Annotated in this window: 22 protein-coding genes and 5 tRNA genes; 16 read left to right on the top strand and 11 right to left on the bottom strand. The window is 71.6% G+C overall.

Annotation, left to right across the window (positions count from 1 at the left end; all coding sequences use genetic code 11):
* Position 1 precedes the first annotated feature (1 nt).
* From ACF08D_RS30745 to ACF08D_RS30735, 3 genes are all read left to right on the top strand, one after another.
* Positions 2–2389 (top strand): polysaccharide lyase 8 family protein, encoded by a 2388-nt coding sequence (locus tag ACF08D_RS30745; RefSeq protein ID WP_392227389.1) that lies wholly within the window; start codon positions 2–4, stop codon positions 2387–2389.
* Positions 2390–2543: 154 nt separating this feature from the next.
* Positions 2544–4142, top strand: coding sequence for an acyl-CoA carboxylase subunit beta (locus ACF08D_RS30740; RefSeq protein ID WP_392227387.1), 1599 nt, complete (start codon positions 2544–2546; stop codon positions 4140–4142).
* Between the two features lie 11 nt (positions 4143–4153).
* Positions 4154–4348 (top strand): acyl-CoA carboxylase subunit epsilon, encoded by a 195-nt coding sequence (locus ACF08D_RS30735; protein WP_392227385.1) that lies wholly within the window; start codon positions 4154–4156, stop codon positions 4346–4348.
* A gap of 150 nt (positions 4349–4498) precedes the next feature.
* Here ACF08D_RS30735 and ACF08D_RS30730 read toward each other — a convergent pair whose 3' ends face one another.
* From ACF08D_RS30730 to ACF08D_RS30695, 8 genes are all read right to left on the bottom strand, one after another.
* Positions 4499–5080 carry an ATP/GTP-binding protein gene (locus ACF08D_RS30730; RefSeq protein WP_069978110.1) on the bottom strand — a complete coding sequence of 194 codons (582 nt, stop codon included), beginning with the start codon at positions 5078–5080 and terminating at the stop codon, positions 4499–4501.
* Positions 5061–5633 (bottom strand): DUF742 domain-containing protein, encoded by a 573-nt coding sequence (locus tag ACF08D_RS30725; protein ID WP_392227384.1) that lies wholly within the window; start codon positions 5631–5633, stop codon positions 5061–5063. Before ACF08D_RS30725 ends, ACF08D_RS30730 begins: the two co-directional genes overlap by 20 nt.
* A 96-nt stretch (positions 5634–5729) precedes the next feature.
* Complete coding sequence (locus tag ACF08D_RS30720; RefSeq protein ID WP_030980891.1) at positions 5730–6143, bottom strand: roadblock/LC7 domain-containing protein; 414 nt, start codon at positions 6141–6143, stop codon at positions 5730–5732.
* Positions 6144–6153: 10 nt separating this feature from the next.
* Positions 6154–9561 carry a nitrate- and nitrite sensing domain-containing protein gene (locus ACF08D_RS30715; RefSeq protein ID WP_392227382.1) on the bottom strand — a complete coding sequence of 1136 codons (3408 nt, stop codon included), beginning with the start codon at positions 9559–9561 and terminating at the stop codon, positions 6154–6156.
* Positions 9562–9902: 341 nt separating this feature from the next.
* Positions 9903–10490: an ATP/GTP-binding protein gene (locus tag ACF08D_RS30710; RefSeq protein ID WP_392227380.1), complete on the bottom strand. Its 588-nt coding sequence runs from the start codon at positions 10488–10490 to the stop codon at positions 9903–9905.
* Positions 10471–10878, bottom strand: a complete 408-nt coding sequence (locus ACF08D_RS30705) for a DUF742 domain-containing protein (protein WP_392227379.1) — start codon at positions 10876–10878, stop codon at positions 10471–10473. The genes ACF08D_RS30710 and ACF08D_RS30705 overlap by 20 nt, the downstream gene beginning before the upstream one ends.
* A 118-nt stretch (positions 10879–10996) precedes the next feature.
* The gene (locus ACF08D_RS30700) at positions 10997–11410 is read right to left on the bottom strand and encodes a roadblock/LC7 domain-containing protein (protein ID WP_392227453.1); all 414 of its coding nucleotides are present in this window, start codon (positions 11408–11410) and stop codon (positions 10997–10999) included.
* Between the two features lie 9 nt (positions 11411–11419).
* On the bottom strand, positions 11420–15208 hold the full coding sequence (locus tag ACF08D_RS30695; protein WP_392227377.1) for a nitrate- and nitrite sensing domain-containing protein: 3789 nt from the start codon (positions 15206–15208) through the stop codon (positions 11420–11422).
* A gap of 588 nt (positions 15209–15796) precedes the next feature.
* Between ACF08D_RS30695 and ACF08D_RS30690 the strand changes: the two genes are divergently transcribed.
* The 9 genes from ACF08D_RS30690 (at position 15797) to ACF08D_RS30650 (ending at position 19684) form a co-directional block, all read left to right on the top strand.
* The gene (locus ACF08D_RS30690) at positions 15797–15979 is read left to right on the top strand and encodes a hypothetical protein (RefSeq protein WP_392227376.1); all 183 of its coding nucleotides are present in this window, start codon (positions 15797–15799) and stop codon (positions 15977–15979) included.
* Between the two features lie 80 nt (positions 15980–16059).
* A complete protein-coding gene (locus tag ACF08D_RS30685) occupies positions 16060–16848 on the top strand; it encodes a fumarylacetoacetate hydrolase family protein (protein ID WP_392227374.1) in 789 nt (262 codons plus the stop codon).
* A complete protein-coding gene (gene gltX / locus ACF08D_RS30680; protein WP_392227372.1) occupies positions 16841–18313 on the top strand; it encodes a glutamate--tRNA ligase in 1473 nt (490 codons plus the stop codon). The genes ACF08D_RS30685 and gltX overlap by 8 nt, the downstream gene beginning before the upstream one ends.
* 59 nt (positions 18314–18372) lie before the next feature.
* Entirely contained in the window at positions 18373–19092 is a 720-nt protein-coding gene (locus ACF08D_RS30675; protein WP_392227371.1) for an HAD family hydrolase, read from the top strand.
* Positions 19093–19181: 89 nt separating this feature from the next.
* Positions 19182–19253: transfer RNA gene (locus ACF08D_RS30670), tRNA-Gln, on the top strand.
* A gap of 40 nt (positions 19254–19293) precedes the next feature.
* Positions 19294–19366 (top strand) — tRNA-Glu (locus ACF08D_RS30665).
* Positions 19367–19427: 61 nt separating this feature from the next.
* Positions 19428–19503: transfer RNA gene (locus ACF08D_RS30660), tRNA-Glu, on the top strand.
* An 18-nt stretch (positions 19504–19521) separates the two neighbouring features.
* Positions 19522–19593 (top strand) — tRNA-Gln (locus ACF08D_RS30655).
* Positions 19594–19611: 18 nt separating this feature from the next.
* Positions 19612–19684: transfer RNA gene (locus ACF08D_RS30650), tRNA-Glu, on the top strand.
* 161 nt (positions 19685–19845) lie between these two features.
* Here the strand turns inward: ACF08D_RS30650 and ndgR are convergent.
* The gene (ndgR, locus tag ACF08D_RS30645; protein ID WP_392227369.1) at positions 19846–20559 is read right to left on the bottom strand and encodes an IclR family transcriptional regulator NdgR; all 714 of its coding nucleotides are present in this window, start codon (positions 20557–20559) and stop codon (positions 19846–19848) included.
* 187 nt (positions 20560–20746) lie between these two features.
* Here ndgR and leuC point away from each other — a divergent pair, with 187 nt between their 5' ends.
* From leuC to ACF08D_RS30625, 4 genes are all read left to right on the top strand, one after another.
* Positions 20747–22171: a 3-isopropylmalate dehydratase large subunit gene (gene leuC / locus ACF08D_RS30640; RefSeq protein WP_392227367.1), complete on the top strand. Its 1425-nt coding sequence runs from the start codon at positions 20747–20749 to the stop codon at positions 22169–22171.
* Between the two features lie 6 nt (positions 22172–22177).
* Entirely contained in the window at positions 22178–22771 is a 594-nt protein-coding gene (gene leuD, locus ACF08D_RS30635) for a 3-isopropylmalate dehydratase small subunit (RefSeq protein WP_392227365.1), read from the top strand.
* Between the two features lie 410 nt (positions 22772–23181).
* Positions 23182–23409 (top strand): hypothetical protein, encoded by a 228-nt coding sequence (locus tag ACF08D_RS30630; RefSeq protein ID WP_392227363.1) that lies wholly within the window; start codon positions 23182–23184, stop codon positions 23407–23409.
* A 140-nt stretch (positions 23410–23549) separates the two neighbouring features.
* Positions 23550–24224, top strand: a complete 675-nt coding sequence (locus ACF08D_RS30625) for an HU family DNA-binding protein (RefSeq protein WP_392227361.1) — start codon at positions 23550–23552, stop codon at positions 24222–24224.
* 131 nt (positions 24225–24355) lie between these two features.
* On the opposite strand, the gene ACF08D_RS30620 is transcribed toward ACF08D_RS30625, so the two are convergent.
* Together ACF08D_RS30620 and cofC are read right to left on the bottom strand one after the other, a co-directional pair.
* On the bottom strand, positions 24356–24559 hold the full coding sequence (locus ACF08D_RS30620; protein WP_392227359.1) for a hypothetical protein: 204 nt from the start codon (positions 24557–24559) through the stop codon (positions 24356–24358).
* Between the two features lie 10 nt (positions 24560–24569).
* Complete coding sequence (gene cofC, locus ACF08D_RS30615) at positions 24570–25208, bottom strand: 2-phospho-L-lactate guanylyltransferase (RefSeq protein WP_392227451.1); 639 nt, start codon at positions 25206–25208, stop codon at positions 24570–24572.
* Positions 25209–25351 lie beyond the last annotated feature (143 nt).

Genomic DNA, 25351 nt, shown 5'->3' with positions numbered 1-25351 from the left:
CGTGCCACCGGCCCCACCCGCCTGGTCCCGCCGCACCTTCCTCGCCGCGGCCACCGTCACCGCCGCGACCACCGCCACCTCCGCCACAGCCCTGGGACGCACCGTGCCCGCACAGGCCCCCACCCCGGCCGTCCCCGACCCCGCCCCCGCCGACGACTTCGAGGCGCTCCGGCTGCGCTGGCTCGGCCTCCAGCTCGGCACCGGGTACGACCCGGCCGCCGAGCCGTACGCCTCCCGGCTCGCGGAGACCGGCGACCTCGCCGCCCGGTACCGCGCCTCGATGGCCCCCACCGTCACCTCCCTGTGGCCCGGGTACCCCTTCGACCCGCCCTCCGGGATCACCCAGAGCTACCACCGCCTGTGGACGATGACCCAGGCGTACGCCCAGCCCGGCACCGGGCACACCGGGGACCCCGGCCTGCTCGCCGACGTCCTGCACGGGACCGACCACCTCTCCGAGCGCGTCTACCACCCCGGCACCACCCGCTACGGCAACTGGTGGGAGTGGCAGATCGGCAGCCCCCGCCTGCTCATGGACATCGTCGCCACCCTGTACGCCGCCGCCGGCCCCGCCCGGGTGGAGGCGGCCTGCGCGGCCGTCGACCACTTCGTCCCCGACACGATGCTCGGCGACTACAGCGGCACGTCCACCGGGGCCAACCGCGTCGACCTGTGCCGTTCCGTGGCGCTGCGGGGCGTCCTCGGGCGCAGCCCCGCCAAGCTCGCCCTCGCGCGGGACGCCCTCTCGCCGGTCTTCCCGTACGTCACCCGGGGGGACGGGCTGTACGCCGACGGCTCGTTCGTCCAGCACACCCGGGTCGCCTACTCGGGCACGTACGGACAGGTGATGCTGGACGGGCTGGGGCGGCTGTTCGCGCTGCTCGCCGGGTCGCCGTGGGCCGTCACCGACCCGAACCGCCAGATCGTCCTCGACAGCGTCGAACGGGCCTACGCGCCGCTCCTCCTCAACGGCCTGATGATGGACAGCGTCAGCGGACGCGCCATCAGCCGGGGCATCCTGCGCAACGACCCGCGCGCCACCCTGCGCGGCGACCACTACCACGGCCAGGGCGTCATCGCGGCCGTCGCCCTGCTCGCCGGGGGAGCGTCGGCCGCCGAACGGGACCGGTGGCACGCGCGCGTGAAGGGCTGGATCGAGCGGGACACCGTCAGCCCGGTCCTCACCGCCCCGCAGTTCGGCGTCGCCGACCTCGCCCGGCTGCACGCCGTCGCCGCCTCACCCGTCCCCGCGGCGCCCGAACCGGTCGGCCACACCCTGTTCGCCGCCATGGACCGGGCCGTGCACCGGCGCCCCGGCTGGACGGCCAACATCGCCATGGCGTCGGACCGGATCGCGTACTACGAGTGCGGCAACGGCGAGAACCCGCGCGGCTGGCACACCGGCGCCGGGATGCTCTACTGGTGGGGCCCCGGCACCCGCAACGACGCCCAGTACACCGACTGGTTCTGGCCCACCGTCGACTTCTACCGGCTGCCCGGCACGACCGTCTCCACCAAGCGGCTGCCCGACCGGGCCGGCGGCGAGTGGGGCGAGCCCCGCCCGGCGGCGGCCTGGGTCGGGGGAGTGACCGACGGCGAGTTCGCCGCCGTCGGCCAGCACCTCAAGGGCCTCGGCTCCACCCTGGAGGCCCGCAAGTCCTGGTTCTGCGCCGCCGACACGGTCGTCTGCCTCGGCGCGGGCATCGGCTGCGCGGACGGCGTCCCCGTCGAGACGACCGTCGACAACCGGAACCTGGGCGAGGCGGGCGGCGCGCGGTTCACCACCGGCCCCGGCGGGCGCTGGGCCCACCTGGAGGGCCACGGCGGCTGGGTCTTCCCCGGCGGGACCACGGCACTGCGCACCCTGCGCGAGGACCGCACCGGCGCCTGGCGGGACATCAACACGACGTCGAGCGCCGAGCGCCGCACCCGCCGGTACCAGACCCTCTGGCTCGACCACGGCACCGATCCGGCGGACGCCGCGTACGCCTGGCTGCTGATGCCCGGCGCCTCCCTCCGGACGGTCGCCGCCCGCGCCCACGACCCCCGCTGGCTGGAGATCCTCGACAACACCGCCGCCCGCCAGGCCGTCGCGGTGCCCTCCCTGGGCCTGACCGCCGCGAACTTCTGGCAACCGGGTACGGTGGGGCCGCTCACGGCGAGCGCGCCCGCGAGCGTGCTGGTCCGCCGGCGCGGCCGGACGGTGACGGTCTCCGTCGCCGAGCCACCGCGCACCGGGCGGCCCCTGGAGATCACCTGGCACGGTCCGGCCCGGCGCGTGATCGCCCGGGACCCCGGTGTGGAGGTGCTCGCGACGGGCTCCGCGCTCCGGCTGCGGGTGACCCCCGGCGTGGCGTGCACCGGCCACCACTGCACGGTCGCCCTCTGAGCCTCTTGTAGAACCCCCACAACCAGCGGGGGTCCACGGCTGGCACTTCGGCTGCATCGGGCCACGGTTCTGTCCGAGGCTCACAGCAGAAGCGGCACGAGACTGTACGGAGTCGACGGCGGGTTTTTCTTGGTCGACTTCGTAGGGTCGATGCATGACCGTTGTGGACGAAACCCAGGGCGAGCACACTCAGGGCGAGCCGACCGACGCCCGCGGGCGCGTGGCCGAGCTGCACGCCCTGCGCGAGGAGGCCCTGCGCGGCCCGAGCGACCGCGCCACCGAGGCCCAGCACGCCAAGGGCAAGCTGACCGCCCGTGAGCGCATCGAGCTGCTGCTGGACCCGGGCTCGTTCCACGAGGTCGAGCAGCTCCGCAGGCACCGGGCCACCGGCTTCGGCCTGGAGGCCAAGCGCCCGTACACCGACGGCGTCATCACCGGCTGGGGCACCGTCGAGGGCCGTACGGTCTTCGTCTACGCCCACGACTTCCGGATCTTCGGCGGCGCGCTGGGCGAGGCCCACGCCACCAAGATCCACAAGATCATGGACATGGCCATCGCGGCCGGCGCGCCCCTCGTCTCGCTGAACGACGGCGCCGGCGCCCGTATCCAGGAGGGCGTCTCCGCCCTCGCCGGCTACGGCGGCATCTTCCAGCGCAACACCCGCGCCTCCGGTGTCATCCCGCAGATCAGCGTGATGCTCGGCCCGTGCGCCGGCGGCGCCGCGTACAGCCCCGCGCTGACCGACTTCGTCTTCATGGTCCGCGACACCTCGCAGATGTTCATCACCGGCCCGGACGTCGTCAAGGCGGTCACCGGCGAGGAGATCACCCAGAACGGCCTGGGCGGCGCCGACGTGCACGCCGAGACCTCCGGCGTGGCGCACTTCGCGTACGACGACGAGGAGACCTGCATCGCGGAGGTCCGCTACCTCCTGTCGCTGCTGCCCTCCAACAACCGCGAGAACCCGCCCGCGCACCCCAGCGAGGACCCGGCCGACCGCCGCTCCGACGTCCTGCTGGACCTCGTCCCCGCCGACGGCAACCGCCCCTACGACATGGCCAAGGTCATCGAGGAGCTCGTCGACGACGGCGACTACCTGGAGGTCCACGAGCGCTGGGCCCGCAACATCATCTGCGCCCTGGCCCGGCTCGACGGCCAGGTCGTCGGCATCGTCGCCAACCAGCCCCAGTCGCTGGCCGGCGTGCTGGACATCGAGGCCAGCGAGAAGGCCGCCCGCTTCGTCCAGATGTGCGACGCCTTCAACATCCCGATCGTCACGCTGCTGGACGTCCCCGGCTTCCTGCCGGGCGTCGACCAGGAGCACGGCGGCATCATCCGCCACGGCGCCAAGCTGCTGTACGCGTACTGCAACGCCACCGTGCCGCGCATCTCGCTGATCCTGCGCAAGGCGTACGGCGGCGCGTACATCGTCATGGACTCCCAGTCCATCGGCGCCGACCTCACCTACGCCTGGCCGACGAACGAGATCGCCGTGATGGGCGCCGAGGGCGCCGCCAACGTCATCTTCCGCCGGCAGATCGCCGACGCCGAGGACCCCGAGGCCATGCGCGCCCGCATGGTCAAGGAGTACAAGGCCGAGCTGATGCACCCGTACTACGCCGCCGAGCGCGGCCTCGTCGACGACGTCATCGACCCGTCCGAGACCCGCTCCGTGCTCATCGCCGCGCTGGCGATGCTCCGCACCAAGCACGCCGACCTGCCGTCCCGCAAGCACGGCAACCCGCCCCAGTGACAGGAGCCCCCGTGACCGACACCAACCTGCTCCGCGTCGAGAAGGGCCACGCCGAGGCCGAGGAGCTGGCGGCCATCACCGCCGTCCTCCTCGCCCGCGCGAGCGCCCGGCCCGCCGCCCCCGCCCGCCGCGTCCGCTCCACCGCCGGCTGGCGCCGCCTGGAGCGCCAGTCCGGCTTCCGCGCCCCGCACTCCTGGCAGGGCTGACCCCACCGGCGCGCCCGCACCCCGAAGGGCCCCGTACCGACCCGGTACGGGGCCCTTCGCCGTACCCGGAGGGGCAGGACGACGGAGGCCCGCACACCCTCGGGTGTACGGGCCTCTCACCGGTGTACGGGGGACGCGGGACGGTCCGCCCTACCGCAGGCGGGCCATCAGCGCGTGCTCGACCAGCGTGATGAGCGCGCTCTTGGCGTCCGCGCGGTGGCGGGCGTCGGTGGTGATGATCGGCGTGTCCGGGCCGATCTGGAGGGCCTCGCGGACCTCGTCCGGCGTGTACGGCTGGTGGCCGTCGAAGCCGTTGAGGGCGATCACGAACGGCAGGCCGCTGTTCTCGAAGTAGTCGACCGCCGGGAAGCAGTCCGCCAGCCGGCGGGTGTCGACCAGCACCACCGCGCCGATGGCGCCGCGGACCAGGTCGTCCCACATGAACCAGAAACGGTCCTGGCCCGGCGTACCGAAGAGGTACAGGATCAGGTCCTGGTCCAGGGTGATACGGCCGAAGTCCATGGCGACCGTGGTCGTCGTCTTGTCGCCGGTGTGGGTGAGGTCGTCGATGCCCGCGGACGCAGACGTCATGACGGCCTCGGTACGCAGCGGGTTGATCTCCGAGACGGCGCCCACGAACGTGGTCTTGCCCACGCCGAATCCGCCCGCCACCACGATCTTCGCGCTGGTGGTTGAGCGGGCTGCACCGCCGCTAGAGCTTGCGAAGTCCACTGAGCACCCTTTCGAGCAGTGTCACGTCTGGCTGGCCGCCGGCGGACTCGTCGCCGCCGGGCTGGTGGATGGCGACAAGTCCGGCCTCCGCCAGGTCGGCGACGAGGATCCGGGCAACGCCGAGGGGGATGGAGAGGAGTGCCGAGATCTCGGCGACCGACTTGATCTCGAAGCACAGCCGGCAGATCCGCTGGTGCTCGGGCAACTGCCCCTGCAGCCGGGACGGATCGGCCGTGGTGGACACCAGCGCCTCGATGGCGAGCTGGTACCGGGGCCTCGTCCGGCCGCCGGTCATGGCGTACGGACGGACCAGGGGATTGTGGTTGCCCGACGTGGGCGACGACTCCGGCCGCCGGCGCTGCTGCCGCACCTGCTGGGTGCGCGGCGCCTGCGGCTGCACATACGGCGGACCCGGCTGAGGCTGCTGGTAGGGCGGCTGCGCACCGCCCGGACCGCTCGGCGCGGAGGGGAAGTTGAAGCGGTTCTGGGCGTTGTCACCCTGCGACTGGTGCGCACCGTCGTACGGGCGGTGTCCGCCTGGGGGTGTTGCCACTTTTCCTCCTCGACTGCCGTTCACCGGTTCCATGTCCCTGTGGAGCCGCGCCACCGCACCCTATGGTGCGGTGGCGAGAAACGCACGGTCTGTTTGCTAGTTGAGAAGACTTCCCTGGAGTTCGGCGCGGAGGTCCGGGGTGAGGACGGTGCCCGCGCGGTCCACCAGCAGAGCCATCTCGTAGCCGACGAGACCGATGTCGGCGTCCGGGTGGGCGAGGACGGCCAGCGAGGAACCGTCCGAGATCGACATGATGAAGAGGAAGCCGCGCTCCATCTCCACCACGGTCTGGTTGACGGCGCCGCCCTCGAAGATCCGGGACGCGCCGGCCGTCAGCGACGTCAGCCCGGACGCCACCGCGGCGAGCTGATCGGCACGGTCCCGCGGGAAACCCTCGGACATCGCCAGCAGGAGTCCGTCGGCGGAGACCACCACCGTGTGGGACACCCCGGGGGTGTTGTCCACGAAGTTGGTGATCAACCAGTTCAGATTCTGCGCCGCCTGGCTCATCGGGCTCACACTAACGCTCCTGGTTGTAGGTACTACCCGGGCCGAGGCCCGATCCGTTCGTGTCCGTTCCCGCGCTGCGCCCCCTCTGGACGCCGCGCCGCAGGTTGCTCAACCTGCCACGCACGTCCTCCGGGGCGCGGGAGACCTGTGGGCCGCCCTGCGGGGTCTGCTCCGCCGTACCCTCGACCAGGTTGGCCTTGGGCACCCGCCGCGGGAGTCCGGACGGGGTGACCCCGCCGGCCTTCGGCTCGCGGAGCTTCTCGGCCCGCTGCCAGCGCTCGTCGTTGGTCGAGCGCCAGCCCTCGGAACCGCCGTCCTCACCGCTGCCCGGCGAGTCCCGCCGGACCGGCTGCGTCTGCTCCGCCTGAGGAACCTGCTGCTGCGGGGCCGGAGCCTGCTGCCGGCTGCCACGGCGCGGCAGACCGGCGTCGGTCAGCTCATGACCGGTGCTCGGGGTGGGGCCCGAGGAGAAGCCTACGCGCTCCGAGCCGTTCGCGGGAGCGCCCTGCGAAGATTCCGATTCCGTCCCGAAACCGGGCTGGAAACCGCCCTCGTACGAGCCCTGCTCGGCCCACTCGCCCTGGTGGGGCTGGGCGTCGAACTGGTTGTCGTAGCGCGGCTGCTGGGTCTCCTGAGCCGGAAAACCGGATTCCGCATAGCCGGGCTCGGGGTACTCGCCGGTGGCATACTCACCCGTCGCGTACTCCCCGGTCGCGTACTCGCCCGCCGGGTGCTCGCCCGTCGCGTACTCCCCGGTCGCGTACTCGCCCGCCGGGTGCTCGCCGGTCGCGTAGTCGCCGTTCGCGTACTCGCCCGTCGCATGGCCGTCACCGGCCCGCTCGCCGTTCGGGTACTCCCCGGTCGCGTACTCGCCCGTGGCGTAGTCGCCGCCCGCGTACCCCTGCTGGTAGCCCTCGTAGCCGTCCTCGGCGTACGGCGCCTGCTGCTGCTCGTACGCGGGCTGCTCGTAGCCGTACTGCTCCTGGCCGCCCCGGCCCTCGTACGCGCCGTCCCGCTGCTCCTGGGCCGCCTCGTCGCGGAACAGCGGCCGCTCGGCCTCCGCCCCGCCCTGGGCGCCCTGGAGCTGCGCGCCCAGCGCCGCACGGCGCTCCTCGCGCATCCGGGAGCGGCCCACCGGGTCCATCGTGGTGCCGTCGCCGGACGGCTGCTCGTAGCGGGAGTCGTCGAAGCCCAGCTCCGCCGCCGTCCGCATCGGAGCGGCCTCGAACGCCTGCTGCTGCTGCTCCGGGATGATCTGCGAGACGGTGAAGTCGTCCTCCATGCCCGGCTCGCCACCACCACCGTGGGTGATCGCGTCCGGCAGCATGACCAGCGACGTCGTACCGGCCTGCTCGCCCGAGGGGCGGAGCTGGACCCGGATGCCGTGCCGGTCGGCCAGCCGGCCGACCACGAACAGGCCCATGCGCTGCGAGATCGCGGCGTCCACGGTCGGCGGGTTGGCCAGCTTGTGGTTGATGTCGGCGAAGTCCTCGGCGGTGAGGCCGATGCCCTTGTCGTGGATCTCCACCATCACGCGGCCGTCGGGCAGCCGGGTCGCGGTCACCCGCACCTTGGTCTGCGGCGAGGAGAACGTGGTGGCGTTCTCCAGCAGCTCGGCCAGCAGGTGCACGAGGTCGGTCACGGCCTGGCCGTGGATCTCCGACTCCGGTACGCCGGTCAGCTCGATGCGCTCGTACTGCTCCACCTCGGACGAGGCGGCGCGCAGCACGTCCACCAGGGGCACCGGCTGGTTCCAGCGGCGGCCGGGCTCCTCGCCCGCGAGGATCAGGAGGTTCTCGCCGTTGCGGCGCATACGGGTGGCCAGGTGGTCCAGCCGGAAGAGGTTCTCCAGCTGGTCCGGGTCGGCCTCGTTGTTCTCCAGCTCGGTGATCAGGGTCAGCTGGCCCTCGATCAGCGACTGGTTGCGCTGCGAGAGGTTGGTGAAGATCGCGTTGACGTTGCCCCGCAGCAGGGCCTGCTCGGCGGCGAGCCGGACGGCCTCGCGGTGCACCTGGTCGAAGGCGCGGGCGACCTCACCGATCTCGTCCTGGGAGTCGATCGGGATGGGCTGCACCCGGGTGTCGACCCGGCCCGGGTCGGTACGGGAGAGCTGGTCGACCAGCATCGGCAGGCGCTGCTCGGCGATGCCGAAGGCGGCGGTGCGCAGCCGGCTCATCGAGGTGCTCATCTGCCGGGCCATCATCCCGGCCAGGATGAACGCGGCGAGCAGGGCGACGACGACGATGGCGCCGTTGATGATGGCGTCGGTCTTGGCGTCGCCGGAGATCTCGGCGGCCTCGGTCACGGCCTTGTTCACCAGGTCGCTGCTGACCTCGCCGTACCCGTCGTACTTGGAGGAGGAGGCCGGCAGGAAGGTGTCGACCGTGGTGCCCTTCTCCGCCAGGCCCTCCATGGCGTCGGCGTCCTCGGCGGTGCCGATGGCGACGGCCATCGGGCCGAGGACCGAGCCGTTCTCGTCCTTCTTCAGGGTGATGCCCTTGGCCTGGAGCTTCTTGTCCCCCTCCAGGGCGCGCCTCTCCATCACCGCCAGCAGGTTGTTGACGTCCTCGTCGCTGCCCGCGGACCGGAACTCGCCGAGGGCGATCTGCTCCAGGTAGTTGTACGAGTTGAACGCCTTGGACTGCTGGGTGAACGTCGCCTCGTCCCGGCTCGGCCGGACCAGCATGTGCGTGCCGAGCGAGCGCTGGAGCGACTGGGCGGCCTGGGCGAGCTGGACGGCGTAGACCATGCGGCCGTAGGAGGTGACGTTGCCGGTGCCGAGCCCGAGCTCGTTGGCGAACTCCATCAGGTAGTGCTGGACCCTGGTGTACTCGTCCTGAGTACCCATCGGGTCCTTCGCCTTGGCGTAGGCGGACCTGCGGACCTTTTCCAGGTTCGGTTCCTCGGCCCGGAACAGCTTCAGCCGGCGCTCCAGGCCCTGCCCGGACGGCAGGTCCCTGACGGCCTCGTCGAACTTCTTCTTGGCGGCTTCGGTCGCCTCGTAGTACTTGGTGACCTTGTCGGACTCCCGGACGGAGGCGGACTGCGCCTTCAGCAGCGGCTCCGCCGTGAGGTCCCGCTCGTTGAGCAGCGCCTGCCCGTACTCCGAGGCGGCGCGCACGATGAGCGCCGTCTTCTCGGCGTCCTGGGCCTCTCGCCAGGTGTCGATGGACGTCTTCACCTGGAAGCCGCCCATGACGAGCCCGACGAGCACGGGTATGAGGAGGATCGCGTTCAGGCGGGTCGCCACACGCCAGTTGCGTGGCGACAGCTTGCTGGAGCTGCCCGCGGCACCGCTGCCGCCGGAGGCGGGCGACGGTGTTCCGGGCGTATCGGCAGGCGGCGCCGCTGTGCGCGCGGGCGGGGTGAAATTGCCCCGCGCCTGCTGCTCTGCGGCGCTTTTCGTGCTTCGCCTCACTCGACCAACAACCTCTCGGCGCCGGCACCTACGTTGTGCCGTTTTTCTTTCAGGGGCCGTACTACTCGGGAGTTCGTCGCATTGCAGCACGTGAAGCGGCCGCGTTCCAAACCCCCCGTTCGGGGCGGTACCAGTGGTTCAGACCTCAGATAAAACGGGCATAAAGAGCGAGCCCCGCCAAAAGGCGGGGCTCATGTGAGCACAGTGGCACCGTACGGATGCGTCTCGTGTCCGAGACCCCGTAATTCTCTGTCGAAATGTTATGAACCCCCGGACCGGCCGTGTCGCAGGACACACCCGGCCCGGAGTGATCTCCGGTGGCAACTGCCGTACGGCCCGGACTACTTGAGACGGGCCATCAGCGCGTGCTCCACCAGCGTGATCAGGGCGCTCTTGGCGTCCGCGCGGTGGCGGGCGTCGGTGGTGATGATCGGGGCGTCGGGACCGATCTGGAGGGCCTCGCGGACCTCTTCGGGCGTGTACGGCTGGTGGCCGTCGAAGCCGTTGAGGGCGATGACGAACGGCAGGCCGCTGTTCTCGAAGTAGTCGACCGCCGGGAAGCAGTCGGCGAGCCTTCTCGTGTCGACGAGGACGACGGCGCCGATCGCGCCGCGGACCAGGTCGTCCCACATGAACCAGAAGCGGTCCTGACCGGGCGTACCGAAGAGGTACAGGATCAGGTCCTGGTCCAGCGTGATGCGGCCGAAGTCCATGGCGACCGTGGTGGTCTTCTTGTCGCCGGTGTGGGTGAGGTCGTCGATGCCCGCCGAAGCGGACGTCATCACGGCCTCGGTACGCAGCGGGTTGATCTCCGAGACGGCGCCCACGAACGTGGTCTTGCCCACGCCGAACCCGCCCGCCACCACGATCTTGGCCGAGGTGGTCGAGCGCCCGGCTCCCGAACCGCCGCTAGAGCTTGCGAAGTCCACTGAGCACCCTTTCGAGCAGCGTCACGTCCGGCGTTCCGCCGGCCTCTCCATTGCCCGGCTGGTGGATCGCCACCATGCCGGCCTCCGCCAGGTCGGCGACGAGGATCCGGGCGACACCCAGCGGCATCGACAGCAGTGCCGACACCTCCGCCACCGACTTCACCTCACGGCACAGGTGGCAGATCCGCTGGTGCTCGGGAAGCAGTGTGCCCAGGTGGGCCGGGTCGGCCGTGGTGCTGACCAGCGCTTCTATGGCGAGCTGGTAGCGCGGCCTGGTCCGGCCGCCGGTCATGGCGTAGGGCCGGACCAGCGGCTGGTCGCCCTCATAGCCGTACCCGGCGTCCACGGGGACGCCGTATGGATCATGAGAGGCGGGGGGCGGGGTCATTTGATCCTCCAGTGACAGCAGGTGGTCTGCCTGTCGTCTGACTGGGCCGGTGGGGGGCCGGAGGGGCGGCCGACGATGAACAAGGCGATGAGGGGAGGTACGGATGGGGCGTACCGCCTCAGTGGAGCAAACTTCCCTGCAACTCCGCACGCAGGTCCGGAGTGAGCACGCTGCCCGCGCGGTCGACGAGCAGCGTCATCTCGTATCCGACGAGGCCGATGTCCGCGTCCGGGTGCGCGAGCACGGCCAGTGAGGAACCGTCCGAGATGGACATGATGAAGAGGAAGCCGCGCTCCATCTCCACCACGGTCTGGGCGACGGTGCCGCCCTCGAAGATCCGGGACGCGCCCGCGGTCAGCGAGGTCAGCCCGGACGCGACGGCCGCGAGCTGATCGGCGCGGTCGCGGGGGAAGCCCTCGGACATGGCGAGCAGGAGTCCGTCGGCGGAGACCACCACTGTGTGCGACACCCCGGGGGTGTTGCTCACGAAATTGGTGATCAACCAGTTCAGGTTCTGGGCCGCCTGGCTCATCGGTCTCAACTAACGCTCCTGCTGGTGAGTGGGGCCGGTGGGGAAGCTGCCCGTGGCGGAGCTGCCCGCCTGGCGTCCCTGCTGGATGCCGCGGCGGAGGTTGGTCAGGCGGCCGCGCACGTCGTCGGGCGCGCGCGAGACCTGCGGACCGGACTGGCTGCCGGCCTCCTGCGCGGTCCCGGGCACCAGGTTGGCGCGCGGCACCCGGCGCGGGAGCCCGGAGGTGGTGATGCCGCCCGCGGCGGGCTTGCGGACCCGCTCGGCCTGGCGCACCAGCTCGTCGTTGGGGGAGGTGCGCCACGAGCCGGTCGTGGCGGGGTCCCCCTGGCCACCGGCCGGGTTCTGTCCGGCACCCTGGCCACTGGCCGGGCCCTGTCCGGCACCCTGGCCGTCGCGCCGGGAGGGCAGCGACGGGGCGGGGCGGGCCGGGGCGGGCCGGGACGGCTGCGCGGGCTGCTGCGACACGGCCGGCAGCGGCGCGGTCTGGTCGTGCGCCGGGTACGGGCCGCCGGCGCCCTGTCCGGACGGGGCCTGCGGCTGCTGCTGCGGCTGCTGGGCCTGCCCGTTCTGCTGGTGGAACCAGTTGGTCTCCAGCGTGTCGTACAGCGGCGTACGGCCGTCCCCGGCGTCCGGCGCCGGAGGCAGCGCCTCGGCCTGCGGGCGCCCGGCGTCGTAGTCGGGGCGGGCGAACTGCGCCGTGGACGCGGGGTCCTGGTGCCCCTGGCCGCCGTGGCCCTGGCTCCGGCCCTGCTGCCCGGTCCCGGGGCGGGCGTACTGCCCGGTGGTGTCCGGCTCCTCGTGGCCGCGCGGCGCGTCGGCGCCCCAGCTGGTGGTCTGCGGGCGCTGCGGCCGGCCGGGCTGTCCCGGCTGCTGCGGCTGCTGCGGCGCGGAAGCCGGCCGGCGCCGGGCGTCCTGCCCCTGCCCGGGCTGCTGCGGTGCGGGCTGCTGCCGGGCGGGACCGCGCTGCTGCGGTGCGGCGCCGGGCAGTTCGGCCCGCGGGCCGCCCGAGGGCGGGACCTGCGCGCCGGGGCGGGCGCCGCGCTCGTCGGGGCCGTTCTGCCAGACGTCCGAGCGGGTGGGGATGCCGTTGTCCTGCGTCGGGCGCGGGCCACCGCCGAAGGCGCCCGCGACACCGGCGCCCTGGGGCTGCCGCCCCTGCGGGGGCACCGGCTGCTGGGGCCGGCCGGCCAGGGCGCCCTGGCCCTGACCACCCTGACCCTGGCGGCCCTGCTGCCCGCCGCCCTGCGGCCCCTGGGCGCCGCCCTGCGGTCCGCCCTGCGCACCCGGGGCGCCCTGACGGTTCGCCGCGCCGTCCCGGCCGGTGCCGGGCAGCGCCGGGCGCGCACCGGCGCCCGCGCCGAGACCCTGACGGCCACCGGGCGCACCGCCCGGACCGCCGCCACCGGGGCCGCCGGCCAGGCCGGGGCGGCCGCCACCGGCCGCGCCGGGCCCGCCGGTCAGCCGGCCGCCGGAGCCCGCGGGGCCCTGCGGGACGGCGCCCTGAGCGCCCTGCCCGCCCGGACCGGGCTTGCCGGGGGCCTTCTTGTTGCCCTGGGCGACGTCCACCGGGAGCATGACCAGCGCGGTCGTACCGCCCGAGTCGGAGGGGCGCAGCTGGATGCGGATGCCGTGCCGCAGGGACAGGCGGCCGACCACGAACAGACCCATGCGGCGGGACACCGAGACGTCCACGGTGGGCGGCGAGGCGAGCCGCTCGTTGATCGCGGCCAGGTCCTCGGGGGACAGGCCGATGCCGGTGTCGTGGATCTCGACGAGCACCCGGCCGTCGGGCAGGGCGTGACCGGTGACCCGGACCTTGGTCTGCGGCGAGGAGAACGACGTGGCGTTCTCCAGCAGCTCGGCGAGCAGGTGCACGAGGTCGTTGACGACGCGGCCCGCGACCTCGGTCGCCGGCACGGAGGCGAGTTCGATGCGCTCGTACTGCTCCACCTCGGAGGCGGCGGCACGGAGCACGTCGACGAGCGGCACGGGCCGGGTCCACCGGCGGCCGGGCTCCTCACCCGCGAGGACGAGCAGGTTCTCACCGTTACGGCGCATACGCGTGGCGAGGTGGTCCAGCTTGAACAGCGAGGCGAGCTGGTCGGGGTCCGCCTCGCGGGACTCCAGCTCGGAGATCAGCGACAGCTGGCGCTGGATGAGGCCCTGGGAGCGGCGCGAGAGGTTGGTGAACATCGCGTTGACGTTGCCCCGGAGCAGGGCCTGCTCTGCGGCGAGGCGGACCGCCTCGCGGTGCACGTCGTCGAAGGCCGCGGCCACCTGGCCGATCTCGTCCCGGGAGTGCACGCCCACGGACTCCACGGACGTGTCCACGTCCTGCGGGTCCGCCTCGGAGAGCTGCTTGACCAGCTCGGGCAGCCGGTCCTGGGCGACCCGGGTGGCCGTGTCCTGGAGGCGGCGCAGCGACCGGATCATGGAGCGGGCCACCACGAAGGCGCCGACGAGGGAGACACCGAGGACGAGCAGGATCAGGGCACCGTTGATGATCGCGTCGCGCTGCTCCTCCTGGCGCAGCTCGCGGGCGGTGCTGTCCATGTCGCCCAGCAGCGTCGCCTCGATGGTGTTCATCACCTGCATCTTGGGCGCGTAGGCGTCGGTCCACTCGAGGTAGCCGCGGGGCTTCTCCTGCTCCATGCCCTTGTCGGTGCGCAGGACGACGTCGGCGTACGAGTCGGCCTTGGTGATGGTGGGGTTGCTCTCGCTGGTCAGCGGCGCCAGCAGCTCCGTCGCGTCACCGCCGAGGGAGGCGTAGCTCCGGGTGAACGAGTCGAGGGCCACCCGCTCGTTCTCCTTGGCCGCCGCGCCGTACTCGCGGTCGTTGGTGTCGAGCGCGCCCTTCTCACGGCTGGTGGCGGGCAGGGCGCCCGCGATGATCGCGCGCTGGATGGAGGCGTACTCCTTGGCGGACGAGAACGCCGACAGCGCGCGGGTCCGCTTGATCATCTCGGGGTTGCTGGTCGCCTGCGCCATGTCCTGGGAGAGGCTGAGCAGCGAGTTGATCAGACGGCTGTAGCGCTCGATCGTCTGGAAGTCCTGCGAGCCGTCCCGGTACGCGCCGGTGCGGATCTCGCCGATGGTCACGACCTGCCGGGCGATCTGCTCGACGTTGGAGCGGATGCTGGTGAGGGCCTCGTCGCCCTGGGTGTCGCCGATGTCGTTGGTGGCGTCGAGGAAGGCCTTCTGCGCCGTGTCGACTTCCTTGCGCGGCTGGTCGACCCGGGGGTGGGTCGGGGGGAGCTTGTTGGAGAGGGGACCGGCCGTCAGGTCGCGCTCGTCCTGGAGCGCCTGGGCGAGGTTGGTCGCCTCCTGGGTCAGCTTGGTCAGCAGCTGCATGTGGTCCAGCTGCTCCATGTCGTTCATGGACTCGTTGATACGGATGCCGCCCAGGGTGGTCGCGGCGACCACGGGGAGGGCGAGCAGCGAGACCAGACGCGTGGAGATGCGCCAGTTGCGCAGGGCTATTCGCGACCCGACGTCGGTGGGGCCCTTGGCGGCGGACGGCGCGGCGGGCGCGTCCTTGCCGGACGAGGCGCCCTTGGTGCTCCGCGCGCCCCTCACCGTCCGGGACCTGCCGGCCGGGGAACCGGCGTCGCCGCCCTTCCCCGCTCCCGGGCGTCCCGCGCGGTCGCCGCCACCGGCGGCCGGGCCCTGGCTCTGGGTGTGCTGGGGCGAGGAGCCGTGGTCGGTCCCGCCGAGCGGCTCCTGCTCCGCCGCAGCATCCCCTCGGCCCTGGCGGGTCTGGGGAGACCCGTTGCCATCCCTCTTGAAACGTCCCTGCACTAGCGTCGCAACCTCTGGACCAGGCGTCCTCCCGCGTGAACGGTGAGGACGGTGTCGGCGTCGTGGAGCGCGAGCGCGCTCCAGTGGTGGTCGTGAGTGACCGGCGCAGATCCCCCTTCCTCACCGCCGCCCGGCGCTGTGTCGCGCCCCAGCGCGCCGGTCTGGAATCCGCGGCGGTGCGTGGAATTCCAGCACAGTGCCGGATCTCCAACAAGGCCGACAGGCACGGCCCCCGCACCGGTGACGTGATGTGAAGGGCGTGTCACCCGCCGTAGAAGAGGATCGGGGAGGAAACGGACGTTCGCCTACGAGTCGCTGGTGAGCCCCCTGGGGGTGGGGGGTGTCCCAGTAGCGATGATCAGCAGCGGAATCTAGCGTTCAGGTACGCAATGTCCGATTCCCGGGCCCCTGCCGGACGTCCGGTTTGTCGAAAACATCCCTACCTTCGTGAGCAAACTCACATATAGATCGTTGCCATCCACCGTCATTCGCGGGGAATCACATGTTTAGCCTGACGCTTTACAAACAAGGAAGAAACGTCAACCAGGCGCCCAGGCGGCGCCCGCACCCCGAGGTCTGCCACCACCGATGAAGACGACGATGACCATGCGCAGCATCGCCAACCCCCGCCGCACCACCCTGATGCACCTGGCCGACGCCGGTGAGCTCGACCAGGGCGTGCGGCCGGAGCACCCCGCGGACCTCCCCGCCAGCACCGCCAACCCGCGCCGTACGACCCTGATGGACGCCCCGGTCCAGGCCGCGCGCTGACCTCGGCGGACGGCGTGCGCCTCCCGCGTTAGCCTGGAGCGTCAGACTCCAGCCAGCGGAAGTAAGGGGCACGGCATCCCGTGCGCATCGCCAGGTTCTCCATCGACGGCAACGTCGCCTTCGGCGCGGTCGAGGGCCATGACGCCCCCGGCGACGAGGGCGGCCTCGTCCTCGACATCATCAAGGGTATTCCGTACGGCGACTTCGAACTCAGCGGGACCAAGGTCCCGCTGAGCAAGGTCCGGCTGCTCCCGCCCGTGCTCCCCAACAAGGTCGTGGCCATCGGCCGCAACTACGCGGAGCACGCCGCGGAGCTCGGCCACGAGGTCCCCGACACCCCCGTCGCCTTCTTCAAGCCCACCACCTCGGTGATCGGCTCCGGCGACGCCATCGAGTACCCCTCCTTCTCGACCGAGCTCCACCACGAGGCGGAGCTCGCCGTCGTGATCGGGCGCATGTGCCGCGAGGTCCCCCGCGAGCGCGTCAAGGACGTCGTCCTCGGCTACACCTGCGCCAACGACGTCACCGCCCGCGACGTCCAGCGGCGCGAGAACCAGTGGGCCCGCGCCAAGGGCTTCGACACCTCCTGCCCCCTGGGCCCCTGGGTGGAGACCGACCTCGACCCCGCCGACGTCACGATCCAGTGCACCGTCAACGGAGAACAGCGCCAGCTGGGTCGTACGAGCGACATGGTCCGGTCCGTCGAGGACCTGGTCGTCCACATCACCGAGGCCATGACCCTGCTCCCGGGCGACGTCATCCTCACCGGCACCCCCGCCGGAGTCGGACCGCTCAACGTCGGCGACGAGGTCGCCGTCACCATCGAAGGCATCGGCACTCTCACCAACAAGGTGATCAAGCGTGGCTAACGCGATCCGCGTACGTTTCTGTCCCTCGCCGACCGGCAACCCCCACGTGGGCCTGGTCCGCACCGCCCTGTTCAACTGGGCCTTCGCCCGGCACCACCAGGGCACCATGGTCTTCCGCATCGAGGACACCGACGCGGCCCGCGACTCGGAGGAGTCCTACCAGCAGCTCCTGGACTCGCTGCGCTGGCTCGGCCTCGACTGGGACGAGGGCCCCGAGGTCGGCGGCCCCCACGCCCCCTACCGCCAGTCGCAGCGCATGGACCTCTACAAGGACGTCGCCGACCGGCTGCTCGCCGGCGGCCACGCGTACCGCTGCTACTGCACCGCCACCGAGCTGGACGAGCGCCGCGAGGCCGCCCGTGCCGCCGGCCGCCCCTCCGGCTACGACGGCACCTGCCGCGACCTCACCGACGAGCAGAAGGCCGCGTACGAGGCGGAGGGCCGCGAGTCCATCGTCCGCTTCCGCATGCCCGACGAGCCGATCACCTTCACCGACCTGGTGCGCGGCGAGCTGACCTTCACCCCGGACAACGTCCCGGACTACGGCATCGTCCGCGCCAACGGCGCCCCGCTCTACACGCTCGTCAACCCCGTCGACGACGCGCTGATGGAGATCACCCACGTCCTGCGCGGCGAGGACCTGCTCTCCTCCACCCCGCGCCAGATCGCCCTCTACAAGGCGCTGATCGAACTCGGTGTCGCCAAGGACATCCCGTCCTTCGGCCACCTGCCGTACGTGATGGGCGAGGGCAACAAGAAGCTCTCCAAGCGCGACCCGCAGTCCTCCCTCAACCTCTACCGGGAGCGCGGCTTCCTCCCCGAGGGCCTGCTCAACTACCTCTCGCTCCTCGGCTGGTCCTTCTCCGCCGACCAGGACGTCTTCACGATCCCCGAGATGGTCGCCGCGTTCGACATCACCGACGTCAACGCCAACCCGGCCCGCTTCGACCTCAAGAAGGCCGAGGCGATCAACGCCGACCACATCCGCATGCTCGACGTGAAGGCGTTCACCGCCGCCTGCGAGCCCTGGCTGCGCGCCCCGCACGCCCCCTGGGCGCCCGAGGACTTCGACCGGACCGCGTGGGAGGCCATCGCCCCGCACGCCCAGACCCGGCTGACCGTCCTCTCCGACATCACGGCCAACGTCGACTTCCTGTTCCTCAAGGAGCCGGTCCAGGACGACGCCTCCTGGCAGAAGGCCATGAAGGAGGGGTCCGACGCCCTCCTGCGCACGGCCCGCGCCAAGCTGGAGGACGCCGACTGGACCAGCCCCGAGTCCCTCAAGGGCGCCGTCCTCGCGGCCGGCGAGGAGCACGGACTCAAGCTCGGCAAGGCCCAGGCACCGGTCCGCGTCGCCGTCACCGGCCGTACGGTCGGCCTGCCGCTCTTCGAGTCGCTGGAGATCCTCGGCAAGGACCGCACGCTCGCCCGCATCGACGCCGCGCTGGCCAGGCTGGCCGCGTAACACCGCGTACGCAGGGAAAGGGGCGGCCACCGCCGGTCACCCGGCGGTACGGTCGCCCCATGCCGATCCGCGCCGTCCTCTGGGACATCGATGACACGATCTTCGACTACGCCAGCGCCGACCGCGCCGGCATGCGGGACCACCTGCGGGCCGAGGGCCTGGCCGACGGATACGTATCCGTCGACCAGGCCCTCACGCGGTGGAAGGAGCTGACCCTCCTGCACTGGCGGCGCTTCGAGGCCGGGGGCGTCGGCTTCGAGGAGCAGCGCCGGGACCGGGTGCGGGACTTCCTGGGCGTACCCCTGACCGACCCCGAGGCCGACGCCTGGTTCCAGCGGTACCTGCGGCACTACGAGGCCGCGTGGGAGCTGTTCCCCGACACCCTGCCCGCCCTGGAGCTGCTGGCCGCCGACTACCGGCACGCCGCCCTGTCGAACTCCTCCGTCCACAACCAGGACCGCAAGCTGCGGGTCCTCGGGGTACGGGACCGGTTCGAGGCGCTGCTCTGCGCGGCCGAGCTGGGCGTGGCCAAGCCCGACCCCGCGGCCTTCCACGCCGCCTGCGACGCCCTCCGGCTGCGCCCCGCCGAGGTGGCGTACGTCGGCGACCAGCCGGACATCGACGCCCGGGGCGCCGTGGAGGCGGGGCTCACCGGCATCTGGCTGGACCGCGCCGGTGCGGGCGGCCGGCCCGAGCTGACCCGGATCACCGGCCTCGACCAGCTCCCCGGACTGCTGCGCGGCGATACCCGTTTTGGAGCCCCGGACTCCTTCGGGTAATGTTCTTCCTGCGCCGAGGGGAGCAAGCCGAAAGGCCGGAACCCGGAAGCGTAACCCGAACAAAATCCCCACCGGGGGTTGCGTTTTGGTGGCCTATGGTGTAATTGGCAGCACGACTGATTCTGGTTCAGTTAGTCTAGGTTCGAGTCCTGGTAGGCCAGCTCGCAGAGCTTATCTGCACTCGCGGATGGCATCCGCGAAGCCCCCGTTGTGTAGCGGCCTAGCACGCCGCCCTCTCAAGGCGGTAGCGCCGGTTCGAATCCGGTCGGGGGTACAGATCCTTCCCGCGTGATCATCAGGGTCGCTCCCGATGAACACGATGCAGGATCGCTAGGGCCCCCGTTGTGTAGCGGCCTAGCACGCCGCCCTCTCAAGGCGGTAGCGCCGGTTCGAATCCGGTCGGGGGTACCAACTGGTCTAAACCACCAGTGGCCTATGGTGTAATTGGCAGCACGACTGATTCTGGTTCAGTTAGTCTAGGTTCGAGTCCTGGTAGGCCAGCGGATCTTCACTGATCTTGCCCCCGTTGTGTAGCGGCCTAGCACGCCGCCCTCTCAAGGCGGTAGCGCCGGTTCGAATCCGGTCGGGGGTACGCGAAGAAGAAGCCCTCCCCAGCAGGGGAGGGCTTCTTCGTGTGCGCGAAGCATGCGCGAGTGCGTGGGGACGGGGGCGGGGGGACGGGGGACACAACTCCGGCCCACCGCTGCGGCGTTGAAGCGGTGGGCCGGGAGTCGGCAGCAGGTACGGGGGAGATCAGCCGCGCCGCAGCGCCTCCGACAGGCGGCCGGCGGCGTCGATGACCGCCTGGGCGTGCATCCGGCCGGGGTGACGGGTCAGGCGCTCGATCGGCCCGGAGACCGACACGGCGGCCACCACGCGGTTCGAGGGGCCCCGCACGGGCGCCGAGACGGAGGCCACGCCCGGCTCGCGCTCACCGATCGACTGGGCCCAGCCGCGGCGCCGCACGCCCGACAGGGCCGTCGCCGTGAAGCGCGCCCCCTGGAGGCCCCGGTGCAGCCGCTCCGGCTCTTCCCAGGCCATCAGGATCTGGGCCGACGAGCCGGCCTTCATGGTGAGCGTGGAGCCGACCGGCACGGTGTCCCGCAGACCGGACAGCCGCTCCGCCGCGGCGACGCAGATGCGCATGTCGCCCTGGCGCCGGTAGAGCTGCGCGCTCTCGCCGGTCACGTCCCGCAGATGTGTCAGTACCGGTCCTGCCGTGGCCAGCAGCCGGTCCTCGCCGGCCGCGGCGGCGAGCTCCGCCAGCCGCGGGCCCAGGATGAACCGGCCCTGCATGTCCCTCGCCACCATCCGGTGGTGTTCCAGTGCCACGGCAAGGCGATGTGCCGTGGGTCGTGCGAGCCCTGTCGCCGCGACCAGCCCGGCGAGGGTGGCCGGACCGGACTCCAGGGCGCTCAATACCAGAGCAGCCTTGTCGAGAACGCCGACGCCGCTAGAGTTGTCCATGCAACGATACTCACGTCTCACTCTGTGAAACGCAAGTTCAATTTCTCCAGGAACTTGCCACCCTGTACGTACGGACCGACGACACCGGGTCCGATGTCGACGTCCAGCACGTGAAACGTGGGATTACGGGCGTGGGCCCACAGATCTCTAGAGGAGCCGGCACACCACGTCGGCCGGAGGGAAAGCGATGGGTAGGACTCTCGCGGAGAAGGTCTGGGACGATCACGTCGTCCGGCGCGCCGAAGGCGAGCCCGACCTGCTCTTCATCGATCTGCACCTGCTGCACGAGGTGACCAGCCCGCAGGCTTTCGACGGTCTGCGCAAGAGCGGCCGGCAGGTGCGGCGGCTCGACCTCACGATCGCGACCGAGGACCACAACACCCCCACCCTCGACATCGACAAGCCCATCGCCGACCCGGTCTCCCGCGCGCAGCTGGAGACGCTGCGCAAGAACTGCGCCGAGTTCGGTGTCCGCCTGCACCCGCTGGGCGACGTCGAGCAGGGTGTCGTCCACGTTGTGGGGCCGCAGCTGGGGCTGACCCAGCCGGGTACCACGGTGGTGTGCGGTGACTCGCACACGTCCACGCATGGTGCGTTCGGGGCGCTGGCCTTCGGTATCGGTACCTCGCAGGTGGAGCATGTGCTGGCGACGCAGACGCTGCCGATGGCCCGCCCCCGGACGATGGCGATCACCGTCGAGGGTGAGCTGCCCGAGGACGTCACCGCCAAGGACCTGATCCTGGCGATCATCGCGAGGATCGGCACCGGCGGCGGCCAGGGATATGTGCTGGAGTACCGCGGCAGCGCGATCGAGAAGCTGTCGATGGAAGCGCGGATGACGATCTGCAACATGTCGATCGAGGCCGGTGCCCGGGCGGGCATGATCGCCCCGGATGCCACCACCTTCGCCTACCTCAAGGACCGCCCCCACGCGCCCGAGGGCGCGGACTGGGACGCGGCCGTGGCCTACTGGCAGACCCTGCGCACCGACGACGATGCCGTCTTCGACGCCGAGGTGGTCATCGACGCCGCCGAGCTGGCGCCCTTCGTCACCTGGGGCACCAACCCCGGCCAGGGCGCGCCGCTTTCCGCGAACGTCCCCGACCCCGCTTCGTACGAAGACGCATCGGAGCGCCTGGCCGCCGAAAACGCCCTGAAGTACATGGGGTTGACCGCCGGGCAGCCGCTGCGGGACATCACCGTCGACACCGTCTTCGTAGGCTCGTGCACCAACGGCCGCATCGAGGACCTGCGCTCGGCAGCCGGCATCCTGGACGGCCGCAAAGTCGCCGACGGCGTACGGATGCTGGTCGTCCCCGGTTCCGTCCGGGTCGCCCTGCAGGCCGTGGAAGAGGGTCTGGACAAGGTCTTCAAGGAGGCCGGGGCCGAATGGCGGCACGCGGGCTGCTCGATGTGCCTGGGCATGAACCCCGACCAGCTCGCCCCCGGCGAGCGCTCCGCCTCCACCTCCAACCGCAACTTCGAGGGCCGGCAGGGCAAGGGCGGCCGCACCCACCTGGTCTCCCCCCAGGTCGCCGCCGCCACCGCGGTCCTGGGCCACCTCGCCTCCCCCGCCGACCTGACCGAAGCCCCCGCGACCGCCGGAGTCTGAGCCATCATGGAAGCCTTCACCACCCACACCGGCCGCGCCGTCCCGCTGCGCCGCAGCAATGTCGACACCGACCAGATCATCCCCGCGCACTGGCTGAAGAAGGTCACCCGCGACGGTTTCGAGGACGGCCTGTTCGAGGCATGGCGCAAGGACCCCGACTTCATCCTCAACCGTCCCGAGCGGCAGGGCGCCACGGTCCTGGTCGCCGGACCCGACTTCGGCACCGGTTCCTCCCGCGAACACGCCGTCTGGGCCCTGCAGAACTACGGCTTCAAAACCGTCATCTCCTCCCGCTTCGCCGACATCTTCCGCGGCAACTCACTGAAGAACGGCCTGCTCACCGTCGTCCTGGACCAGGATGTCGTCGACGCCCTGTGGGCGCTGACGGAGACCGACCCCCAGGCCGAGATCACCGTCGACCTCACCACCCGCGAGGTCCGCGCCCAGGGCGTCACCGCTGCCTTCGAACTCGACGAGAACGCCCGCTGGCGGCTCCTCAACGGCCTCGACGACATCAGCATCACCCTCCAGAACGAAGCCGACATCGCCGCCTACGAGGCCAAGCGCCCGGCCCACAAGCCCCGCACCCTCCAGGTCTGACACGTCTGGCAGGTCGCCTCTCCGCGTTCCACCATCCGGTGCCCCCGGCCGATCCCCGGCCGGGGGCACCGTCGTGCTGTGCGGCGCCGCCGTACTGCGGGGCACCGCCGTCCGGGGCCCGGCGGCTGCCGCGTGCCGCGGGCGGGGACGATGGCCGAAAGTGCCCTTGCCCGGCGTCTCGGGGGACCCCAAGGGGCCATCCGGCTGACGCTGTTCGGCCTTCTCGGCGCCCCCTTCCCGGCGGCCCCGCCACCCGCGTACGGACACCCCAACTCGCCCGGCGAGCTGGGGTTTTGTGGTTTCGGGGCTCCTGGGGTGGGGAGGCTGTACGACGGCCCCTACAGCCCTCCGCCGCACGCCAGTTGCCCCCTACGGAGGCGACAACTCGCCCCAGATGGCACAATCGGTGCATGGAACGCGACAGCCAACTCGAGCTCTATCAGGCCGTCGCAGCCCGACTGAAAGAAGCGCACACCCGAGTGCGCGCACTGCAAGTCCCGGAGGGCGTAAGGATGGCGCTGTCCCGGAAGCTGCTGGCCGTCACGGCCGTGGCGAAGCACGATCTCGCAGGCGCGGCAACGCGGCTGGACCGGTTGATGAAGGACCTCGACGAGGGCCGATTCCCTGATGGCGACTGACACTCGAACTCCGTGACGGCCGACTTCGTTGCGGCACTAGGGTGATTAGCCCGTTTCGTGTTTGATTTGCGGTATATATCTGCCTAACGTGCGAAAAGCTTGAACACTTTCGTTCCGGCAATGTCTCCGAAGGGGAAGACGTGAACAAGGCGCAGCTCGTAGAAGCGATTGCCGACAAGATGGGCGGCCGCCAGCAGGCCGCCGATGCTGTCGACGCGGTGCTCGACGCGATCGTCCGTGCCGTGGTCGGTGGTGACCGGGTCTCGGTCACCGGCTTCGGCTCGTTCGAGAAGGTCGACCGTCCGGCCCGCTACGCCCGTAACCCGCAGACGGGCGAGCGCGTGCGGGTCAAGAAGACCTCCGTGCCGCGCTTCCGTGCCGGTCAGGGCTTCAAGGACCTGGTCAGCGGCTCGAAGAAGCTGCCGAAGGGCGGCGAGGTCGCCGTCAAGAAGGCGCCCAAGGGCAGCCTTTCGGGGGCTCCCGCCACCATCTCCAAGGCCGTCGGCAAGAAGGCCGCCGCCAAGAAGACCACCGCCGCCGCGGCGAAGAAGGCCACCGCCAAGAAGGCCACCCCGGCGAAGAAGACCACCACCGCCGCGAAGAAGACCACGGCGAAGAAGGCCACCTCCACCGCGGCCAAGAAGACCACCGCCAAGAAGGCCACGCCGGCCAAGAAGGCCACCTCCACGGCGGCCAAGAAGACCACCGCGAAGAAGACCGCGCCGGCGAAGAAGGCCACGGCGAAGAAGGCGCCCGCCAAGAAGACCACGGCGCGCAAGACCACCGCCAAGAAGACCGCCTCGCGCAGCAAGTAAGCGGCACGGGGCCCCAGGGCCACTCACACGCCGGGCCGGGCTCCCCACCGCGGGGGAGCCCGGCCCGCGGCGCGCGCCGGCCCGTCCCAGTACGCCTCAGGTCCACCTCGGCGCACCGGAGAGAGCAGCCGTCAGAACGTCTGCAGCGTCACCAGCGTGATCCGCAGGGACTCGCCGCGTCCCTCCGTCTCGATCCGCACCCGCTGCCCGGGCCGCAGCAGCCGCAGCCCGCCCGCGTCGAAGGCGTCGGCGGAGAAGTCCACCGGGGTCCCGTCGTCGAGCAGCACGCTCCCGCTGCGGGAGTCGGGATCGTAGGTGTACGCGGTGGCCTGCATGCACCGCAGCTTATCCGCACGCCCCGCCCGCCGCGGGCGCGTCCACCGCCCACAGCCCGGCCGTCCGCGGCCCCAGGCCCAGCTCCCCGGCCGCCCGCAGATCGTCCCCCGTGTCCACGTCCAGCCGTACCGAGCGGACACCGCCCAGCCGGATTTCCACCGCGCCCGACGACAAATGCCGGCGCCGCGACGCCCCGCCGAAAGCGGGCCGCAATTCCGTCCCCGGCCCCGCCGACAGCAATGTCGTCCCGATATCCGCGGCATCCGCGAGAAAAGCCCGCGGGAATTCCCCGGCCACCGCCAGCACCCGCGCCAGTTCCCCGGGCCGCAGCGCCGGGAGGTCCGCGTTCAGCGTCGCCACCGGAGCACCCGGCCGCCGCCCGCGTACCGCCGCCGCCCCGTACGCCAGCGCGGCGTTCAGCCCGGCGGCCGGGGCGTCCGGCACGACCAGCGCGCCCAGCGCCCCCAGCGCCCGCGCCGCCACCGGGTCGTCCGTGACGACCGACACATCCCGCACCGCCGGGCAGGCCAGCGCCGCCGCCACCGTGTCCTCGGCGAACGCCAGCGCCAGCCGCCGCCGCACCGGCGGCTCGGCGGCACCGGCCAGCCTGCTCTTGGCCCTGCCCAGCGGCTTCAACGGAACGACCAGCGACCAGCCGCCGGTCGGATCGGCGTTCGTGGCGGGCTCTCCTTCCGTGCGGCGCCGGGGTCCCGGCTGCCCCGGCGGTACCTGTGGCGGACCGCGCCCGCGGGCCCCATTGTGGCGCGGCGCGGGCACCGCCCGGGCGCGGC

It is taken from the genome of Streptomyces sp. NPDC015131 (assembly GCF_043079975.1).
In the GTDB taxonomy this organism is placed as follows: Bacteria; Actinomycetota; Actinomycetes; order Streptomycetales; family Streptomycetaceae; genus Streptomyces.
The sequence above is the reverse complement of the archived record's forward strand: the minus strand, read 5'-3'. Positions and strand labels throughout refer to the sequence as shown.

Excerpts from the sequence above, each read along its gene's own strand:
- leuC (WP_392227367.1), top strand. The coding sequence starts at position 20,747 with ATGGGTAGGACTCTCGCGGAGAAGGTCTGGGACGATCACGTCGTCCGG.
- ACF08D_RS30705 (WP_392227379.1), bottom strand. The coding sequence starts at position 10,878 with ATGACCCCGCCCCCCGCCTCTCATGATCCATACGGCGTCCCCGTGGAC.
- ACF08D_RS30700 (WP_392227453.1), bottom strand. The coding sequence starts at position 11,410 with ATGAGCCAGGCGGCCCAGAACCTGAACTGGTTGATCACCAATTTCGTG.
- ACF08D_RS30720 (WP_030980891.1), bottom strand. The coding sequence starts at position 6,143 with ATGAGCCAGGCGGCGCAGAATCTGAACTGGTTGATCACCAACTTCGTG.
- leuD (WP_392227365.1), top strand. The coding sequence starts at position 22,178 with ATGGAAGCCTTCACCACCCACACCGGCCGCGCCGTCCCGCTGCGCCGC.
- ndgR (WP_392227369.1), bottom strand. The coding sequence starts at position 20,559 with ATGGACAACTCTAGCGGCGTCGGCGTTCTCGACAAGGCTGCTCTGGTA.
- ACF08D_RS30675 (WP_392227371.1), top strand. The coding sequence starts at position 18,373 with ATGCCGATCCGCGCCGTCCTCTGGGACATCGATGACACGATCTTCGAC.
- ACF08D_RS30630 (WP_392227363.1), top strand. The coding sequence starts at position 23,182 with ATGGAACGCGACAGCCAACTCGAGCTCTATCAGGCCGTCGCAGCCCGA.
- ACF08D_RS30620 (WP_392227359.1), bottom strand. The coding sequence starts at position 24,559 with ATGCAGGCCACCGCGTACACCTACGATCCCGACTCCCGCAGCGGGAGC.
- ACF08D_RS30690 (WP_392227376.1), top strand. The coding sequence starts at position 15,797 with ATGAAGACGACGATGACCATGCGCAGCATCGCCAACCCCCGCCGCACC.
- ACF08D_RS30740 (WP_392227387.1), top strand. The coding sequence starts at position 2,544 with ATGACCGTTGTGGACGAAACCCAGGGCGAGCACACTCAGGGCGAGCCG.